The organism is Methylobacterium sp. A54F (assembly GCF_053346035.1).
This window is the reverse complement of sequence record NZ_JBKFBF010000017.1, coordinates 1-18,580: the sequence shown is the minus strand read 5'-3', so window position 1 is coordinate 18,580 and position 18,580 is coordinate 1. Positions and strand designations below refer to the sequence as shown.

The window sequence follows — 18,580 nt, the reverse complement described above, 5'->3', positions numbered from 1 at the left end:
GCACCCGATGACAAGCCCCAGCTACGCGGCCCGCCGCGGCCAACTCGAGACCTACTTCGACCGCACCGCCGTCGAGGCCTGGGCGCGCCTCACCTCGGACGCGCCGGTGAGCCGCATCCGCGCCACGGTGCGGGCCGGGCGCGACGCCATGCGGGGCACGCTGCTCTCCTGGCTGCCGGAGGATCTCACGGGCCTGCGGGTGCTCGATGCCGGCTGCGGCACCGGGGCGCTCAGCCTGGAGGCCGCCCGCCGCGGGGCCGAGGTCGTGGCCATCGACGTCTCGCCGACGCTGATCGGCCTCGCCCGCGAGCGCATCGGCGCCGTGCCGGGCGCCGGCCGCATCGATTTCCGGGTGGGCGACATGCTCGATCCGGGGCTCGGGCGCTTCGACCACGTCGTCGCCATGGACAGCCTGATCCACTACGCCGGGCCCGACATCGCCCGGGCGCTCGCGGCCCTCGGCGGGCGCACGCGGGGCTCCGTGGTCTTCACGGTGGCGCCCCGCACGGCGCTCCTGACCCTGATGCACGCGGCCGGCAAGCTGTTCCCCAAGGGGGACCGGGCACCCGCCATCGTGCCGATCACGCAGGGCGGCCTCGCCCGGCGCATCGCGGCCGAGCCGGCGCTCGCGGGCTTCGCGATTCGCCGCACGCGCCGGATCAACAGCGGGTTCTACCTCTCCAACGCCATCGAGCTGGGGCGCCGATGAGCCGCGGCCGCACCATGACCCGCTCCCTGATGCGGCTCGGCCCGGCCCTGATGCCGTTCGCCGACGCGGCGACCGCCGAGCTGCCGCTCGGGCGGCTGATGCGGCTCTCCCTGTTCCAGGTCACCGTCGGCATGGCCGCCGTGCTGCTGATCGGCACCCTCAACCGGGTGATGATCGTCGAGCTCGCCGTCCCGGCCTGGATCGTCGCGGTGATGCTCTCGCTGCCGCTGATCTTCGCGCCGCTGCGCGCCGTCGTCGGCTTCCGCTCGGACACGCACCGCTCGGTGCTCGGCTGGCGGCGGGTGCCCTACCTGTGGTTCGGGACGCTGCTGCAGTTCGGCGGCCTCGCCATCATGCCCTTCGCGCTGCTGCTCCTGTCGGGCGACAGCACCGGCCCGCTCTGGGCCGGCCAGGCCGCCGCGGCCCTGGCCTTCGTGCTGGTGGGGGCGGGCCTCCACACGGTGCAGACGGTGGGCCTCGCCCTCGCCACCGACCTGGCGCCCGCTCGTGCCAGGCCGAAGGTGGTGGCGCTCCTCTGCGTGATGCTGCTTGCCGGGATGATGGTGAGCGCGCTGGCCTTCGGGCTCCTGCTCGCCGACTTCTCGGCCGTCCGGCTGATCCAGGTGATCCAGGGCGCGGCGCTCGCGACCATCATCCTGAACGGCCTCGCCCTGTGGAAGCAGGAGGCCCGGGCCCCCGGCCGCACCGGTGCGGACGCGCCCCGGCCGCGCTTCTCGGAGTCCTGGGCGGCCTACGCGGGCAACGGCCCGGCCCGCCGCCGCCTCGTCGCCACGGGGCTCGGCACCGCCGCCTTCTCGATGCAGGACATCCTGCTCGAGCCCTACGGCGGCCAGATCCTGCACCTTTCCGTCGCCGCCACGACCGCGCTCACCGCGATGCTGGCGGCGGGCGGCGGCCTCGGCCTCCTCGTCGCGGCCCGCTGGCTGAACCGGGGCGGCGACCCGTTCCGGGTGGCGGCCGCCGGCGCGGTGGTCGGCATCATGGCCTTCTCGGCGGTGGTCTTCGCGGCCCCGCTCGCCTCGGCGCAGCTCTTTGCCACCGGCGTCACGCTGATCGGCCTCGGCGGCGGCCTGTTCGCCCACGGCACGCTCACGGCCTCGATGGCGCAGGCGGGGCCGGAGGATACCGGCCTGGCGCTCGGCGCCTGGGGCGCCGTGCAGGCGAGCGCGGCGGGCCTCGCCATCGCGGCGAGCGGCATCGTGCGCGACGTCGGCTCGGGGCTCGCCGTCTCCGGCGTCCTCGGCGAGGCGATGAACGACGCCTCGATCGGCTACCTGATCGTCTACCACATCGAGATCGCGCTGCTGTTCGCGACCCTCGTGGCCATCGGCCCCCTCGTGCGCGAGCCGGCGCGCCGGAGGGACCACACGGAGAGGGACGCTCGCCTCTCCGCCGCCCCCTTCGTCCGCGCCGAGTGATGGAGCTCAGCCATGCCCAGAGGTGAAATCACGGGTTACGTCGACGTCGCACAGGTCGTCCTCTACGCGTTCTGGATCTTCTTCGCGGGCCTCGTCTTCTGGCTGCGCCGGGAGGACCGCCGCGAGGGCTACCCGCTGGAGGCCGAGGTCACCGGCACCCTCAAGGCGCCCGACCCGATCCTGATCCCCACGCCGAAGCTGTTCCACCTCTCGGACGGCAAGGTGAAGTCCGCGCCGCAGATGGACACGAAGCCCGACCGCAACTTCTCGGGCGCGAAGCGCGAGCCCTGGCCCGGCGCCCCCCTCAGCCCGACCGGCTCCCCCATGGAGGACCATGTCGGCCCCGGCTCGTGGGTGCGCCGCGACGACGATTACGACCGCACCTGGGACGGCGAGAAGCGCATCGTCCCGCTGCGGGTCGCCACGCACTTCGTGGTGCACGAGGACGGCCCGAACCCCATCGGCATGACCGTCTTCGGGGCGGACCGGGGCGTGGCCGGCGTGGTCTGCGATCTCTGGCTCGACCGCGGCGAGGCGCTGGTGCGCTACTACGAGGTGGAGCTCGGCGCGGGTGGACGGCGCGTCCTGATGCCCGCTACCTTCTGCACCACCGGGCGCTTCTCCCGCACGGTGAAGACGGAGGCGCTGCTCGCCGCGCAGTTCGCCGGCATCCCGGACCACGCGGATCCGGATTCGGTGACCCTCTACGAAGAGGAGCGGATCGTCGCCTATTTCGGCGCTGGCACGCTCTACGCCACCCCCGCCCGCGCGGAGACCCTGCTGTGAGCGCCCCCCCGATCCACCCCGGCCTGCCCGAGGCCCTTCCGGCGGGCGAGCACGTCCTCTGGCAGGGGCGCCCGAGCGCCGCCGGCATCGCCGTGCGGGCCCTCCACTGGCGCCTCGTGGCGCTCTGGTTCGGCGGCCTCGCCCTCTGGACGGCCCTCCCGGCCCCCGCCGAGACCTCGGCCCTCACGGGCCTGCGCGCCGCAGGCCTGACGCTCGCGGGGGGCACCCTCGGCCTCGCGCTGATCGGGTTCCTCGCCTGGCTCACCGCCCGCACCACCACCTACACGGTGACGAACCGGCGGCTCGTCATGCAGGTCGGCATCGCCCTGCCGATCACCCTCAACCTGCCCTTCGGCAGCATCGAGGAGGTCGGCCTCAACCGCTTCCGGGACGGTACCGGGGACTTCGCCCTGCGCCTCCGGGCGGGCACCCGCATCGCCTACCTGCAGCTCTGGCCGCATGCCCGGCCCTGGCGGGTGAGCGAGCCGCAGCCGATGCTCCGCTCGGTGCCGGATGCCGAGGCGGTCTCGGCCCTGATCGCCCGCGCCGTCCAGGGTGCCGCACACCCCCGCGAGGAGACCGCGGCACCGATCGTCGTCGCCCGGCCGCCGGTCGCCGCCCCGCAGAACGCCGTGCCCCCGCGCCTCGCGGCGGCAGGCTCGCGCTGAGGGGGGACGGTGATGTCCGAGCATGCCGCCGAGAGCGCCATCCCGCCGGGGATCCTGATCGGCGCGGGCGCGCTCCTCGCCTTCACGATGCTGGCGGTGCTCGTCGGCCGCACGGAGGATGTCGGCATCACCCGGATGCCCGAGGCGAGCCCGGTGGCGAGCGTCGCCCTCACCGTCGCGGACCGCCCGGACGGGTCGATCCTCCTGCAGGATGCGGGCACGCGGCGGCTGATCGAGACCGTCGAGCCCGGGCGGGACAACTTCCTGCGGGCCACGCTGCGGGGCTTCGCCCAGGCCCGGCTGCGGGCCGGCCTCACCGCCGAGCAGCCCTTCGTGCTCACCCGGTACGACGACGGCACCCTGGCGCTCACCGACGAGACGACCGGGCGCCGCGTGAACCTCGAGGCCTTCGGGGCGACGAATGCCGGCGCCTTCGCGAAGCTCCTGCCGAAACTCGTCTCCACGGAGGACACCGCGCGATGATCCTGGACTGGCTGAACGGACGCCGCAGCGTCGAGGTGCCCTGTACCGTGGAGATCGAGCAGACGCCCGAGAGCCTCCACGCCCACGTGAGCCTCGACGCGCCCTTCGAGATCGAGCCCGGCGACGCCGTGCAGGTGCACGACGCCCCGACCTCCGTGCCCTACGGCGAGCGCCTCGTCGTGCAGCGCACCGCCACCGTGACCCGCGCCGGCCGCATCGAGCGCCTCTGGACCAAGCTCGCCGGCCACCTCGAGCTCACCGAGCTCTACGAGGTCAGCTTCACCGAGAGGAGGAGACTGTGAACGCTCCGATCAAGCACCCGCTCCCGAAGGTTCCGGTCAACGAGGCGACCCGCTCCGCGCAGGAGACGACCTTCCTGTCGCCGCGCTTCTACACCACGGATTTCGCCGAGCTCGACCGCACGAACGTCGAGCCGGTGCGGGCCGAGTGGACCGTTCTCATCGACGAGCTGCGCGCCGACCCGAACAAGCGCCACTTCGTGCGCAATGCCGAGTTCGACCTCGACATGTCCGGCCTCGACCCGGAGCTGCGCAAGGAATTCCTGGACTTCCTTGTCTCCTCGATCACCGCGGAGTTCTCGGGCTGCGTGCTCTACGCGGAGATGCGCAAGCGCGCCAAGAACCCCGACATCCGCGAGCTGTTCGGCTTCATGAGCCGCGACGAGGCGCGCCACGCCGGGTTCATCAACGACGTGCTGAAGGACTTCGGCATCGGCGTCGATCTCGGCTTCCTGACGAAGGCCAAGAAGTACACCTTCTTCCGCCCGAAGTTCATCTTCTACGCGACCTACCTGTCCGAGAAGATCGGCTACGCCCGCTACATCACGATCTTCCGCGAGCTGGAGAAGACGCCCGAGCGGCGCTTCCACCCGATCTTCAAGTGGTTTGAGAAGTGGTGCAACGACGAGTTCCGGCACGGTGAGGCGTTCGCCCTCCTGATGCGCGCGAACCCGAAGCTGACGAGCGGCCTCAACCGCTACTGGATCAAGTTCTTCCTGCTCGCCGTCTTCGCCACGATGTACGTGCGCGACCATTGCCGGCCGGCCTTCCACGCAGCGCTCGGCGTCGACCCGACCGAGTACGATTTCAAGGTCTTCCGCATCACCTCCGAGATCTCGCGGCAGACCTTCCCGCTCACCCTCGACCTCGACAACCCGCGCTTCAAGGCGCTGCTCGACGTGCTGCTCGACTGCTCGGGCAAGATCGCCGACGCCCGGGCGCGCGGCGGGCTCGGGGGGCGGGTGGCCCACGCCTGGCAGGCGGCGCGGGCGGCGGTGACCTTCGGGCGCCTCCTGCTGCTGCCGGCGGTCGACAACCCGATGCCGGCCGAGATCCGCCTGCAGCCGGTCTGGTGACGGGAGAGCCGATGTCGCCCTACGCCGTGCCGGCCCTCTACGCGGTGGCGGTCTGGTGGTTCTCCACCGGGCTGATCCTGCTGCTCGACCACCTGCCGCGCCGCACCTTCCCGTGGAGCATGGCGGGGGCGACCCTCGCCCTGGCCGGCGCCCTCTGGATGATCGGCGCGAGCGCGGGGGATGCGAGCGAGGCGGGGGCCTACACGGCCTTCACGGCGGCGCTCCTCGTCTGGGGCTGGCAGGAGATGAGCTACTACATGGGCTTCATCTCGGGCCCCGCCCCGCATGCCTGCCCGCCGGGCACCCGGGGCCTCGCCCGGTTCCGGGCGGCGGCGGCCACGAGCCTCTGGCACGAGGCCGCCATCGTGCTGGGCGCCCTCGCGATCCTGGCGCTCACCTGGGGCGGCCCGAACCGGCTCGCCCTGTGGACCTACCTGATGCTCTGGGCGATGAACCTCTCGGCCCGGCTCAACCTGTTCCTCGGGGTGCGCAACCTGCACGCCGAGTTCCTGCCCGACCACCTGCGCTACCTCGGCTGCTTCCTCACCCGGAAGCCCATGAACCTGCTGTTCCCGGTCTCGGTCAGCCTCGGCACGATCGCGGCCGCACTCCTCGGCCGGGCGGCGCTCGCCGAGGACATCCTCGCCCACGAGGCCGTCGGCTACACGATCCTCACCACCCTGATGGCGCTGGCCACCCTGGAGCACTGGTTCCTGATGCTGCCGCTGCCCGTCGCCGCCCTCTGGCAGTGGAGCCTGCCGGCGCGCGAGGCGGCGCCCGGCCCCGCCGCCCTTTCCGTCACCACCCGCGAACCGGCCGATCTCGGCCGCCGCGACGCCGCCTGAGGCGCGGGCACAAGAACCCGCGCGAAACCGGACCTGGGGAGACACGCGATGGACTACGAAGCCTACTTCGGCGACGCGCTGCAGGGCCTCCACCGCGAGGGGCGCTACCGCGTCTTCACCGACCTCGAACGGCAGGCCGGGCGCTTCCCGCACGCCACCCACCACAGGCCGGACGGCGCGCGCCCCGTCACGGTCTGGTGCTCGAACGACTACCTGGGCATGGGCCAGCACCCGGACGTGCTCGCGGCCATGCACGAGGCCCTCGACCGCTGCGGCGCCGGGGCCGGCGGCACCCGCAACATCTCGGGCACCAACCACTACCACGTGCTGCTGGAGGCCGAGCTCGCCGACCTGCACGGCAAGGAGGCGGCGCTCCTGTTCACCTCGGGCTACGTCTCGAACTGGGCGGCTCTCGGGACGCTCGCCGGCAAGCTCCCCGGCTGCGTCGTCCTCTCCGACGAGGGCAACCACGCCTCGATGATCGAGGGCATCCGCGCGAGCCGGGCCGAGCGCCAGATCTTCCGGCACAACGACCCGGCCGACCTCGACCGCAAGCTGTCCCTGATCGAGCCCGGCCGCCCGAAGCTCGTCGCCTTCGAATCCGTCTACTCGATGGACGGCGACATCGCGCCGATCGCCGAGATCTGCGACGTGGCCGAGGCGCACGGGGCGCTCACCTACCTCGACGAGGTCCACGCGGTGGGCCTCTACGGCGCGCGCGGCGGCGGCATCTCGGAGCGCGAGGGCCTGAGCCACCGCCTCGACGTGATCGAGGGGACGCTCGGCAAGGCCTTCGCGGTCCACGGCGGCTACATCACGGGCTCGGCCAGGCTCTGCGACTTCGTGCGCAGCTTCGCCTCCGGCTTCATCTTCACCACCTCGCTGCCCCCCGCGGTGGCCGCTGGCGCCGCCGCGAGCATCCGCCACCTCAAGGCGAGCGGCGTGGAGCGGGCCCAGCACCAGAGCCGGGTGGCCCAGGTGCGCGAGCGCCTCGACGCCGCCGGCATCCCGTGCCTGCCCAACGACAGCCACATCGTCCCGGTGATGGTCTGCGACCCCGTGCTCTGCAAGGCGATCAGCGACACCCTGCTCGACGAGTTCGGCATCTACGTGCAGCCGATCAACTACCCGACCGTGGCGCGGGGCACCGAGCGCCTGCGCATCACGCCGTCGCCCCTGCACACGGACGCCGACATCGAGCACCTCGTCGCGTCCCTCTCCGCCGTCTGGTCCCGCATCGGGCTCCAGAAGGCGGCCGCGGAGTAGCCGCCATGATGCTCGACGAAGGCCGCGGCGCGCACGCCGCCGCGCCGCCCGATGGCGACGAGCCCTGGACGGCGCCCGCCGCGGCGCGGCCGGCGCGCGCCCGGCGCCGTCGGGCCGCGCCCGCGCCGTTCCCCTTCACGGCGATCGTCGGGCAGGAGGAGCTGCGGCAGGCGCTGCTGATCGCGGCTGTGGATCCCGGCATCGGCGGCGTGCTGGCCTTCGGCGATCGCGGCACCGGCAAGTCCACGGCCATCCGGGCGCTCGCCGCCCTGCTGCCGCCGATGCGGGCGGTGGCGGACTGCCCCTACGCCTGCGACCCGGCAAGCCCCGCCGCCGCCTGCCCGCACTGCGCGGCCGCCTCCGGCCGCCGGCGGAGCCGGTCCGTCCCGGTGCCGGTGGTCGACCTGCCGCTCGGCGCCACCGAGGACCGGGTGGTCGGCGCCCTCGACCTCGAGTGGGCGCTCACCCGCGGCGAGCGCGCCTTCGAGCCGGGCCTGCTCGCCCGGGCGAACCGCGGCTTCCTCTACATCGACGAGGTGAACCTCCTGGAGGACCACCTCGTGGACCTCCTCCTCGACGTCGCGGCCTCGGGCGTGAACACCGTCGAGCGCGAGGGCCTCAGCGTGCGCCACCCCGCGCGCTTCGTCCTCGTGGGCAGCGGAAACCCGGAGGAGGGCGAACTCCGCCCACAGCTCCTCGACCGCTTCGGCCTCGCCGTCGAGGTGACGACGCCGACCGAGATCCCGGAGCGGATCGCGGTGGTGCGCCGGCGCGACGCCTACGAGCAGGATCCCGCCGCCTTCGCGGCGGCCCACGCGCCGGCCGAGCGGGCCCTCGCCCGGACGATCACGGACGCCCGCGCGCGCCTCGCCGCCGTGGCGGTGCCGGATGCGGCCCTCGAATCCGCCTCCCGCCTCTGCCTCGCGCTCGGCACGGACGGCCTGCGCGGCGAGCTGACCCTGATGCGGACCGCCCGCGCGCTCGCGGCCCTCGAAGGGGCCGCCGCCGTCTCGGCCGCGCACCTGCGCCGCCTCGCGCCCTCGGCCCTGCGCCACCGCCTGCGCCGCAACCCCCTCGACGAGGCGGGCTCGACGGCGCGGGTCGCACGCGCCGTGGCCGAGGTGCTTCCGTGAGCGAGCGCGGCCGTGCAGCCTGGTCGGACGCCCTGGAGGCCGCGCGTCTCCTCGCCGCCGACCCGCACGGCCTCGGCGGCATCCGCCTGCGGGCGGCCCCCGGCCCGGTGCGCGACGCCTGGCTCGCCGCGTTGCGGGCCGGGCTCGCGCCGGGCGCGCCGCTTCGGCGGCTGCCGCTGAGCATATCGGACGACCGCCTCCTCGGCGGCCTCGACCTCGCCGCGACGCTGGCGGCCGGCCGCCCGGTGGCGCAGGCGGGCCTCCTCGCCGAGGCCGACGGCGGGCTGGTGGTGGTGCCGATGGCCGAGCGCCTGGGCGCCGGCACCGCCGCGCGCCTCGCCGCCGCCCTCGACAGCGGCCGCGCCGGGGACCGGCCGGCCCGCTTCGGCCTCGTGCTCCTCGACGAAGGGGAGGGGGACGAGCGCGCGCCCGCGGCGCTCGCCGACCGCCTGGCCTTCGACGTCGACCTGACGGAGGTGGGCGTTCGACAAATGGACGAGTCTTCCGGCGCGGAGGCCGACGCCGGCGCCGAGCCCGATCCCGCCTCCCGCCTGTGCGAGGTCGCGGTGGCCCTCGGCATCGCCTCGCTCCGGGCGCCGATCCTCGCCCTGCGGGCGGCGCGCCTGGCCGCCCGGCGCGCGGGGCGCGGCGCGGTGAGCGAGGCCGATCTCGTGCTCGCCGCCCGGCTCGTCCTGGCGCCGCGGGCGACGCGGCTTCCCGAGCCGGCCACTCCGCCCGAGGCGGCCGAACCGCCGCCGCAGACCGGCGACGGAGCGGAGGAGGGGGCGAGCGAAGCGCGCGCCCTGGAGGACGTGGTGCTGGAGGCGGCGCGCGCCGCGATTCCGCCGAACCTGCTCGCGCAGCTCACGGCCGGCGCCGCGCGCCAGGCCGCGGGCGGACGCGCGGGCGCCGAATCGGCGTCGCTGCGCGTGGGCCGCCCGGCCGGCACCCGGGCGGGGGATCCGCGGCGCGGACGCCTCGCCCTCGTCGAGACCCTGCGGGCGGCAGCCCCCTGGCAGCGCCTGCGCGGGCGCCGCGACCGCATCCTGATCCGCGCCGACGACCTGCGCATCACCCGCTTCCGCCGCCGCAGCGAGACCACGACGATCTTCGCCGTGGACGCCTCCGGCTCGGCCGCCCTGGAGCGCCTCGCCGAGGCCAAGGGCGCCGTGGAGCTGCTGCTGGCCGAAGCCTACGTGCGGCGCGACCGCGTCGCCCTCGTCGCCTTCCGGGGCGCGGGCGCCGACCTCGTGCTGCCGCCGACCCGCTCCCTGGTGCGGGCGAAGCGCGGCCTCGCGGCGCTGCCCGGCGGCGGCGGCACGCCGCTCGCGGCGGGCCTCGATGCGGCCCTCGCCCTCGCCCTCGGGGTGCGCCGCTCCGGCGGCAGCCCGGTCGTGGTGCTCCTCACGGACGGGCGCGCCAACGTCGCGCGCTCGGGCGAACCGGGCCGGGCCCAGGCCGCGGCCGACGCCCTCGGGGCCGCCCGGGCCCTGCGCGCCGCCGGCCTCGGCGCGCTCCTCGTCGACACCGCAGCCCGCCCGCAGGAGGCGGCGCGCCACCTCGCCGAGGCGATGGGCGCCCGCTACCTCGCCCTGCCGCGGGCGGATGCGGGCAGCCTCAGCGCCGCCGTGCGGGCCGCGGGCCCCGCGGCTTGAGGATGCCCCCGTCGCAGGACAGGCCGGACTGGGACCGCGAGGGACGGGACTGGCCGAACCGCGCGGCGAGCCGGTTCGTGTCGGCCGGCGGCCTTCGCTGGCACCTGCAGGAGATGGGCGACCCGGCCGCGCCGGTGCTGCTCCTCGTCCACGGCACCGGGGCGGCGACCCATTCCTGGCGCGCGCTGATGCCGGTGCTGGCGGCCCGCTTCCGGGTGGTCGCGCCGGACCTGCCGGGCCACGGCTTCACCGACCCGCTGCCGGACCGGCGCCTGTCATTGCCCGGCATGGCGGAGGCTCTGAGCGCCCTCCTGACGACCCTCGGCGCGAACCCGAGCGTCGCGATCGGGCACTCGGCGGGGGCGGCGATCCTCGCCCGGCTCTGCCTCGACGGCGGCATCGCGCCGGGCCTCCTCGTGGCGCTCAACGGTGCCCTCAAGCCCTTCCCGGGCATGGCCGGCATCCTGTTCCCCGGCATGGCCCGGATGCTGTTCCTCAACCCGGTCACGCCGCGCATCTTCGCCTGGTCGGCCGACCGGGCGGCGGTGGAGCGGCTGATCCGCGGCACCGGCTCGACCCTCGACGGCGCCGGGCTCGACCTTTACGGCCGGCTGTTCCGGTGCCCCGGCCACGTCGCCGGGGCGCTCGGCATGATGGCGAACTGGAACCTCGACGCCCTCGATCGCGATCTCGGCCGCCTCGGAATCCGCACGCTCCTGGTGGTGGGGCTGTCCGACAAGGCGATCAGCCCGGACGTGTCCTTCGCGCTGCGAAAGCGCCTGCCCGATGCCCGCGTCGAGGCCCTGCGCAACGTCGGCCACCTCGCGCACGAGGAGGCGCCGGAGCGGGTCGCCGGCCTGGTCATCGCCGAGGCGGAGAGCGCCGGCATCCTGCCGCCCGGTTGAAGCGCCGGATGCCCCGCGAAACCCCCTTGCCTCCGGCTGCGCTTCACCCATAATGTCAAACTATGTTGACACTCGACGCGTCAAGAACGTCGGAACCATCGGCCGATCGCCGGCCGCACGCTGTCGTTATCGGCAGCGGCTTCGGGGGGCTCGCCGCCGCGATCCGCCTCGGGGCCCGGGGCTACCGGGTGAGCGTGCTGGAGCGCCTCGACCAGCCCGGCGGCCGTGCCCGCGTGCACCGGCAGGACGGCTTCACCTTCGATGCCGGCCCCACCATCGTCACCGCGCCGTTCCTGTTCGAGGAGCTGTGGGCGCTGTGCGGCCGTCGCATGGCCGACGACGTGACGCTCGCGCCGATGCGGCCCTTCTACCGCATCCGGTTCGAGGACGGCGCCAGCTTCGATTACAGCGGCGACCCGGAGGCGATGCGCCGGGAGGTCGCCAAGTTCTCGGCGGCCGACGTCGCGGGCTACGAGCGCTTCATGGCGCGCAGCGCCGAGATCTGCCGCGTCGGCTTCGAGGAGCTCGGCCACGTCCCGTTCGGCTCGTTCACCGACATGCTGCGGATCATGCCGGACCTGCTGCGGCTCGGCGGGCACCGGAGCGTCTACGACGTGGTGGCCAGCCACATCCGCGACGAGCGCCTGCGCACGATCTTCAGCTTCCATCCGCTGCTGATCGGCGGCAGCCCGTTCCGGGCCAGCGCGATCTACTGCCTCATCGCGCACCTGGAGCGGCGCTGGGGCGTGCACTTCGCCATGGGCGGCACCGGCCGCCTCGTGGACGGCCTCTGCGACCTGATCCGCGGGCAGGGGGGAACGGTCCGCTGCGGCGCCGAGGTCGCCGAGATTCTGGTGGAGCGCGGCAGCGCCCGCGGCGTGCGGCTCGCCGACGGCGAGCGGATCGGCGCGGCCCTCGTCGTCTCCAACGCCGATTCGGCGCACACCTACCGGCACCTGCTGCCGGCCGCCGCGCGGCGGCGCTGGAGCGACCGGCGCCTCGCCCGCGCCTCCTCGTCCATGGGCCTGTTCGTCTGGTACTTCGGCACGCGCCGCAAGTACCCGAACGTCGCCCACCACACCATCCTGATGGGCCCCCGCTACCGCGGCCTGATCGACGACATCTTCCGCCGCAAGGCGCTGGCGCCGGATTTCAGCCTCTACCTGCATCGCCCGACCGAGACGGACCCGCTGCTGGCCCCGCCCGGCCACGACGCCTTCTACGTGCTCGCGCCGGTGCCGAACCTCGCGGGCGGCCAGGACTGGGCCCGCGAGGCCGAGCCCTACCGGGCGGCCATCGCGCGCGCGCTGGAGGCGAGCGTCCTCCCGGGCCTGTCGGAGGCCATCGTCACCTCGCGGGTGACAACGCCGCAGGACTTCGCGGACGATTTCCTGAGCTACCGGGGCTCCGGCTTCGGCATCGAGCCGGTGCTGACGCAATCCGCCTGGTTCCGGCCGCACAACGCCTCGGAGGACGTGGCGAACCTCTACCTCGTCGGGGCCGGCACCCATCCGGGCGCGGGCCTGCCCGGCGTCCTCTCCTCCGCACGAGTGCTCGACAGGGTGGTCCCGGATGCGCGTGTCCACGCCTGAGCCCGCCGCATCGGCCGTCGACCGGGCGGCCTGCCGCTCCGCGATCCGCGCGGGCTCCCGCAGCTTCCACGCCGCCGCCCTGCTGCTGCCGCCGGAGGTGCGCCGCGCGGCCCACGGCCTCTACGCCTTCTGCCGGCTCTCGGACGATGCGGTGGACGCGCCGGACGCGACCGCCGGGGCCGTCGCACGGCTGACCGACCGGCTCGACCGGATCTACGCGGGCGACCCGGCCGACCACCCCGCCGACCGGACGCTCGCCGGCATCGTCGCCCGGCACGCGATCCCCTACGCGGTGCCGGCGGCGCTGCTGGAGGGGCTCGCCTGGGACGCCGCCGGGCGGCGCTGCGAGACGCTGTCGGACCTCACGGCCTACGCGGCGCGGGTGGCGGCCTCGGTCGGCGCCGCCATGACCCTGATCATGGGGGTGCGCGACCCCGCCGTGCTTGGCCGGGCCTGCGACCTCGGCGTCGCGATGCAGCTCACGAACATCGCCCGCGACGTCGGCGAGGACCTGCGCGCCGGCCGCCTCTACCTGCCGGCCAGCTGGCTCGCCGAGGCGGGGCTCGACGCGGCCGAGCTCTCCGGGATGCGGGCGGCGGATCCGCGCCTGCGCGCCGTCGTCGCCCGGCTGCTCGCGGCCGCCGACCTCCTCTACGCCCGCGCCGAGGCCGGCATCCCGGGCCTGCCGCTCGCCTGCCGCCCGGCGATCCGGGCCGCGCGGCTGATCTATGCCGAGATCGGGAGCGTGATCGCGGCGAACGGGTACGATTCGGTCACGCGGCGCGCCCGCGTCCCGGGCGCGCGCAAGCTGGCGCTGCTGGCCCGCGCCGCCCTGCCGCTGCCGGGCGAGCAGGCCTGCGCCGAGCCGCCGCTCCCCGAGGTCGCCTTCCTGATCGAGGCGGTGTCGGCCCAGGGCGCCGCGGCACTTCCGCGGGTCGTGCCGTGGTACGACCTGCCGGGCCAGGTGGTGCGGGTGCTCGACCTGATCGAGGTACTGCGGGAGCGCGAGGCGCTGGCGCGCGGCGTTGCGCCGTGACCGACCCGCTCTTCGCGGTCTTCGACATCGGGCTGGTCTTCGCCCTCGCCCTCGGCCTCGCGGTCTGGCAGCTCGTCGTCCTCAAGCGCGGCATCCGCCGCGACCGGGACGGGACCGGCCCGGACAAGGGGCGGCCGTGATCGCCGCGACCGCCCTCGAACTCCTGCTGATCGGCCTCGCGGCCTGGCAGCTCGTCGCGATCCGCCGCAGCATCCGGGCCGACCGGGCGGCCCGCGAGCGGGCGGGCGAGGATCAGGCGAGCCGCTGAGGCGCTGTCCCGCCGAGGTGGAACACCCGGTGGGGCACGAGCTCACCCTGTTCCACGTCGCCCACGGCGACGAGGATCCCGCCGCAGGTCGCGAAGATGCGCCCCTCGGTCGGCGCGTCGCGGCCGCGCAGGAGCACCGGCTGCCCGCGCATCAGGCGCAGGGCCATGTCGCGGGAGATCGCGACGGAGGCGAGGGCGTCGAGCGCCGTCTCCACCGGGCGCAGGTGCGCGGCGCCGGCCTCCGGACCCGCGGCTTCCAGGGCGGCGACGTTGCAGGCCTCGGCCTCCGCGAAGGGGCCGACGCGGGTCCGGCGCAGCGCCGAGACGTGTCCGCGGCAGCCGAGCACGCGGCCGAGGTCGCGCGCCAGCGCCCGCACGTAGGTGCCCTTGCCGCACTCGGCCTCGATCACCGTCGTCTCGGGGCCGTGCTCGACCACCGCGAGGCGGTCGATCTGCACCGGCCGCGCGACGAGCTCCACGACCTCCCCGTCGCGGGCGAGGTCGTAGGCCCGCTCGCCCTGGATCTTGATGGCGGAGTAGCGCGGCGGCACCTGCTCGATGGCGCCGATGAAGCGGGGGAGGGCCGCCTCGACCTGCTCGCGGGTGGGCCGGTCGTCGCTCGTCGCCACGGGGCGGCCCTCGGCGTCGTCCGTGTCGGTCTCGACGCCCCAGCTCACGGAGAAGCGATAGGCCTTGCGTCCGTCCATCACGAACGGAACGGTCTTGGTGGCCTCGCCGAGGGCGATCGGCAGGATCCCGGAGGCCAGCGGATCGAGGGTGCCGGCGTGGCCCGCCTTCTTGGCGTTGAAGGCGCGCTTCACCATCGCCACCGCGTGCGTCGAGGTCATGCCGACGCCCTTGTCGAGGATCACCCAGCCGTTGACGTCGCGCTTGCGCGGACGGTCGGGGCGCGGGGCGCCGCGGGGCGGGCGACGGCTGTCGGGGGCCCGGCGCTCGCCGCGAGGCATCTCGGGCGCGGAGGCGGGGCGTTCGACGGGCGGATGGTCGCTCATGGGTTCCTCGGACGATGACGGGCCGGCCGCACCGGTTCACCCGCCGCCCGCCGGCAGGCACGCCGCGGGCTCTGTTGCTGCGTTGCTGCGAGGGCCTGGAGCCGGGTCAATGCCCCGGGCCGGCCTCCGGTTCGTCGGCCTCGGCGTCGGGCGCCGTCTCGAGGTCCCGCTGGACCCGGTCGCTGCGGAGCAGGCGGTCGATGCGGGCCGCCTCGTCGAAGGTCTCGTCGCGGCGGAAGCGCAGCTCCGGCGCGTATTTCAGGTTCACGCGCCGGGCCACCTCCTGGCGCAGCACCCGCCGGTTGCGCTCCAGCGCGGCGATCACCGGCGCCTCGTCCTGCCCGCCGAGCGGCATCACGTAGGCGGTGGCGAGCTTCAGGTCCGGCGACATCCGCACCTCCGGCACGGTGACGACGTGGGAGCCCAGGACCGGGTCCTGGATGTCGCCGCGCTGGAGCACCTCGGCCAGCGCGTGCCGGACGAGCTCCGCCACGCGCTGCTGGCGCTGGCTGGGTCCGGCCTGGGTGGGTTTCTGAGCCATGGCATCGGTTCGCAGTCGCGCCGTCCGGGGACGGCGAGGTCAAAAAGAAAGCGGCGGCCGCGGCAGGTGCCGCAGCCGCCGCGACGGCCCGGAGGCCGGGATCAGAGGGTGCGGCGGATCTCTTCGACCCGGTAGCACTCGATGACGTCGCCGGCGCGCATGTTCTCGAAGTTCTCGAAGGCCATGCCGCATTCCTGGCCGGAGGTGACCTCCTTGGCGTCGTCCTTGAAGCGCTTGAGCGTCTTCAGCTTGCCCTCGTGGATCACGACGTTGTCGCGGATCAGGCGGACATGGGCGCCGCGCTCGACGATGCCGTCCTGGACGCGGCAACCCGCGACCTTGCCGACCTTCGAGACCTCGAAGACCTCCTGGATGAGGGCCTCGCCCAGGCGCTCCTCGCGGAGCGTCGGGGGCAGCATGCCCGACATCGTGGCTTTGATGTCGTCCACGAGGTCGTAGATGATGTTGTAGTACCGGATCTCGATGGAGGCCCGGTCGGCCGCCTCGCGCGCTTCCTTGTGGGCGCGCACGTTGAAGCCGATGACGACGGCCTTCGAGGCCTGCGCCAGGGTGACGTCCGACTCGGTGATGCCGCCGACGCCGGCGAGCAGGATGCGCGCGCCGACCTCGTCGTTGCCGAGCTTGTCGAGCGCGCCCGAGATCGCCTCGACCGAGCCCTGCACGTCGCCCTTGATGATGATCGGCAGCTCCTTGCGGCCGGCCCCTTCCTTCATCTCGCGCATCATGTCGACGAGCGAGCGGTTGGCGCCGCCGGTGCGGGCGGCGAGCCGCTCGCGCTTCACGCGGGCGCGGTACTCGGTGACCTCGCGGGCGCGGGCCTCGTTGGGCACCACGATGACGCGGTCGCCCGCGTCCGGGGTGCCGTTGAAGCCCAGCACCTCCACGGGCACGGACGGCCCGGCGTACTGCACGTTCTCGCTCTGGTCGTCGATGAGGGCGCGCACGCGGCCCCACTCGGCGCCGGCCACCACGATGTCGCCGGTGAACAGCGTGCCGCGCTGGACGAGCACGGTGGCCACCGGGCCGCGGCCGCGGTCGAGCTGGGCCTCGATGACCGTGCCCTCGCCGTCGCGCTTCTCGTTGGCGCGCAGGTTCATGATCTCGGCCTGGAGCTGCAGGCCCTCGAGGAGCTCCGGCAGGCCGTCGCCGGTCTTGGCCGAGACCTCGAACTCCAGGGTCTCGCCGCCCATCGACTCGACCTGGATGTCGTGCTGCAGCAGCTCGGTGCGGACCCGCTGCGGGTTCGCGTCCGGCTTGTCGATCTTGTTGACCGCGATGATCATCGGGACGCCCGCCGCCTTGGCGTGCTGGATCGCCTCGACGGTCTGGGGCATCACGCCGTCATCGGCCGCCACCACGATCACCACGATGTCCGTCACCTTGGCGCCGCGGGCGCGCATCGAGGTGAAGGCCGCGTGGCCGGGGGTGTCGATGAAGGTGATGAGGTCGCCGGAGGGCGCCGCCACCTGGTAGGCGCCGATGTGCTGGGTGATGCCGCCAGCCTCGCCCGAAACGACGTTCGCCTTGCGGATCGCGTCGAGGAGCGAGGTCTTGCCGTGGTCGACGTGGCCCATGATGGTCACGACCGGCGGACGCGGATCGAGATCCTCCTCCAGATCCGGCTCGTCGGAGGTCAGGCCCTCCTCGACATCGGACTCGGCGACGCGGCGCACGGTGTGGCCGAGCTCCTCCGCGATGAGCTGGGCGGTGTCCGAGTCGATCACATCGGTGATCTTGTGGATCTGCCCCTGCTTCATCAGCAGGCGGATCACGTCCACGGCCCGCTCCGACATGCGGTTGGCAAGCTCCTGGATCGTGATCGTCTCCGGGATCGTCACCTCGCGGGACAGCTTCTCCTTCTGCTCCGCCTGGCGGTGGCCGCTCATGCGCTGCTGGCGGCGGCGGAACGAGGCGACGGAGCGCGTGCGCTCCTCCTCGCCCGCCGTGGCGTTGGCAATGGTGAGGCGGCCGCGGTTGCGGTCGCCGCCCGGCGACTTCGGCGTCTTGGGCGGCGTGATGATCTTGAGCGGCATGCCGGGACGCCGGATCACGCGCTTCGTCTCGGCCTCGTCCTCGGCCGGGGTGGCGGCGGCACGGCCGGCCGGGCGCGCGGCGGTGGCGCCGGCGGGACGGGCGGCGGTCGCAGCGCTCGGGCTCTTCTCGGGCTCGGGCTGCGGGGCCGGACGGGCCATGAAGTTCAGGTCGCGCGGCTTGCGCACGTCGGCCGTGATGGTGCGGCGCGGTTCGGCCGAGGCCGGACGCGGCGTCAGCGGCGGACGCGCGGCCGGACGCACGGGGGTACCGGCCGGACGGGCGGCGGCCGGGGCGGCCGGACGGGCGGATGCCGCGGGCTGCGGCGCCTGGGCCGGACGGGCGGCCTGGGCGGGCTGAGCAGCCGGAGCGGGCTTCGCCGCCGGTGCCGCCTGGGCGGCCGCGACCGGCTCGACGGGCTTGGCTTCGGCAGCGTTGGCTTCGGCGGGCTTGGCCTCGGCGGGCTTGGCCTCGGCGGGCTTGGCGGCCTGCGGCGCGGGGGCCGCCTCAGCCGGCGCCTCGGCGGCGCGGCGCGCATCCTCGTCGCGGCGATGGCGGGCCTCGGCCTCGCGGCGCTGGGCCTCGGCGGCCTGGCGCTCGCGCTCCGCGGCCTGCTCCTGCTCGCGACGGGCCTGCGCGTCGGCCTCGGCCTGGCGGCGGTTCTCCTGCTCGCGGCGCTGCGCGTCGGCCAGGGCCGCCGCGCGGGCGCCCTGCTCGTGCTCGCTCAACGTGCGCAGGACGGTGCCGGTGCGCGGCGCCGCGGCCGGACGGGGGGCAGCGGCGGGCGCCGCGGGCCGGGGTGCCGGCGCGGCCT

19 protein-coding genes are annotated in these 18,580 nt (G+C 74.6%); 16 read left to right on the top strand and 3 right to left on the bottom strand.

Annotated features, from left to right (window positions below; all coding sequences use genetic code 11):
* The first annotated feature begins 7 nt into the window (after positions 1-7).
* From bchM to ACLBXP_RS22250, 16 genes are all read left to right on the top strand, one after another.
* A complete protein-coding gene (gene bchM, locus ACLBXP_RS22325; protein WP_447670021.1) occupies positions 8-709 on the top strand; it encodes a magnesium protoporphyrin IX methyltransferase in 702 nt (233 codons plus the stop codon).
* The gene (locus ACLBXP_RS22320) at positions 706-2,148 is read left to right on the top strand and encodes a BCD family MFS transporter (protein ID WP_447670020.1); all 1,443 of its coding nucleotides are present in this window, start codon (positions 706-708) and stop codon (positions 2,146-2,148) included. The genes bchM and ACLBXP_RS22320 overlap by 4 nt, the downstream gene beginning before the upstream one ends.
* 12 nt (positions 2,149-2,160) lie before the next feature.
* Entirely contained in the window at positions 2,161-2,934 is a 774-nt protein-coding gene (puhA, locus tag ACLBXP_RS22315; RefSeq protein WP_447670019.1) for a photosynthetic reaction center subunit H, read from the top strand.
* Positions 2,931-3,602, top strand: a complete 672-nt coding sequence (gene puhB / locus ACLBXP_RS22310) for a photosynthetic complex putative assembly protein PuhB (RefSeq protein ID WP_447670018.1) — start codon at positions 2,931-2,933, stop codon at positions 3,600-3,602. The genes puhA and puhB overlap by 4 nt, the downstream gene beginning before the upstream one ends.
* 12 nt (positions 3,603-3,614) lie before the next feature.
* Positions 3,615-4,085: a photosynthetic complex assembly protein PuhC gene (gene puhC, locus ACLBXP_RS22305; RefSeq protein WP_447670017.1), complete on the top strand. Its 471-nt coding sequence runs from the start codon at positions 3,615-3,617 to the stop codon at positions 4,083-4,085.
* On the top strand, positions 4,082-4,387 hold the full coding sequence (locus tag ACLBXP_RS22300; RefSeq protein ID WP_447670016.1) for a hypothetical protein: 306 nt from the start codon (positions 4,082-4,084) through the stop codon (positions 4,385-4,387). The genes puhC and ACLBXP_RS22300 overlap by 4 nt, the downstream gene beginning before the upstream one ends.
* On the top strand, positions 4,384-5,460 hold the full coding sequence (gene acsF / locus ACLBXP_RS22295; RefSeq protein ID WP_447670015.1) for a magnesium-protoporphyrin IX monomethyl ester (oxidative) cyclase: 1,077 nt from the start codon (positions 4,384-4,386) through the stop codon (positions 5,458-5,460). Before ACLBXP_RS22300 ends, acsF begins: the two co-directional genes overlap by 4 nt.
* 11 nt (positions 5,461-5,471) lie before the next feature.
* The gene (gene puhE / locus ACLBXP_RS22290) at positions 5,472-6,305 is read left to right on the top strand and encodes a putative photosynthetic complex assembly protein PuhE (protein WP_447670014.1); all 834 of its coding nucleotides are present in this window, start codon (positions 5,472-5,474) and stop codon (positions 6,303-6,305) included.
* 48 nt (positions 6,306-6,353) lie between these two features.
* Positions 6,354-7,571, top strand: coding sequence for a 5-aminolevulinate synthase (hemA, locus tag ACLBXP_RS22285; protein ID WP_447670013.1), 1,218 nt, complete (start codon positions 6,354-6,356; stop codon positions 7,569-7,571).
* A 161-nt stretch (positions 7,572-7,732) separates the two neighbouring features.
* Positions 7,733-8,704, top strand: a complete 972-nt coding sequence (bchI, locus tag ACLBXP_RS22280) for a magnesium chelatase ATPase subunit I (protein WP_447670084.1) — start codon at positions 7,733-7,735, stop codon at positions 8,702-8,704.
* Positions 8,701-10,359 carry a magnesium chelatase subunit D gene (locus ACLBXP_RS22275; RefSeq protein ID WP_447670012.1) on the top strand — a complete coding sequence of 553 codons (1,659 nt, stop codon included), beginning with the start codon at positions 8,701-8,703 and terminating at the stop codon, positions 10,357-10,359. The genes bchI and ACLBXP_RS22275 overlap by 4 nt, the downstream gene beginning before the upstream one ends.
* Before the next feature lie 2 nt (positions 10,360-10,361).
* Positions 10,362-11,264 (top strand): alpha/beta fold hydrolase BchO, encoded by a 903-nt coding sequence (gene bchO, locus ACLBXP_RS22270; protein WP_447670011.1) that lies wholly within the window; start codon positions 10,362-10,364, stop codon positions 11,262-11,264.
* A gap of 62 nt (positions 11,265-11,326) precedes the next feature.
* A complete protein-coding gene (locus ACLBXP_RS22265) occupies positions 11,327-12,856 on the top strand; it encodes a phytoene desaturase (RefSeq protein WP_447670010.1) in 1,530 nt (509 codons plus the stop codon).
* On the top strand, positions 12,837-13,892 hold the full coding sequence (locus tag ACLBXP_RS22260) for a phytoene/squalene synthase family protein (protein ID WP_447670009.1): 1,056 nt from the start codon (positions 12,837-12,839) through the stop codon (positions 13,890-13,892). Before ACLBXP_RS22265 ends, ACLBXP_RS22260 begins: the two co-directional genes overlap by 20 nt.
* A complete protein-coding gene (locus tag ACLBXP_RS22255; RefSeq protein ID WP_447670008.1) occupies positions 13,889-14,032 on the top strand; it encodes a hypothetical protein in 144 nt (47 codons plus the stop codon). The genes ACLBXP_RS22260 and ACLBXP_RS22255 overlap by 4 nt, the downstream gene beginning before the upstream one ends.
* A complete protein-coding gene (locus ACLBXP_RS22250; protein WP_447670007.1) occupies positions 14,029-14,160 on the top strand; it encodes a hypothetical protein in 132 nt (43 codons plus the stop codon). Before ACLBXP_RS22255 ends, ACLBXP_RS22250 begins: the two co-directional genes overlap by 4 nt.
* Here ACLBXP_RS22250 and truB read toward each other — a convergent pair.
* From truB to infB, 3 genes are all read right to left on the bottom strand, one after another.
* A complete protein-coding gene (truB, locus tag ACLBXP_RS22245) occupies positions 14,145-15,173 on the bottom strand; it encodes a tRNA pseudouridine(55) synthase TruB (protein WP_447670006.1) in 1,029 nt (342 codons plus the stop codon). The two genes, ACLBXP_RS22250 and truB, sit on opposite strands and share 16 nt — an antisense overlap.
* 106 nt (positions 15,174-15,279) lie before the next feature.
* On the bottom strand, positions 15,280-15,714 hold the full coding sequence (gene rbfA / locus ACLBXP_RS22240; RefSeq protein ID WP_447670005.1) for a 30S ribosome-binding factor RbfA: 435 nt from the start codon (positions 15,712-15,714) through the stop codon (positions 15,280-15,282).
* Positions 15,715-15,815: 101 nt separating this feature from the next.
* The gene (infB, locus tag ACLBXP_RS22235; protein WP_447670083.1) at positions 15,816-18,494 is read right to left on the bottom strand and encodes a translation initiation factor IF-2; all 2,679 of its coding nucleotides are present in this window, start codon (positions 18,492-18,494) and stop codon (positions 15,816-15,818) included.
* Positions 18,495-18,580 lie beyond the last annotated feature (86 nt).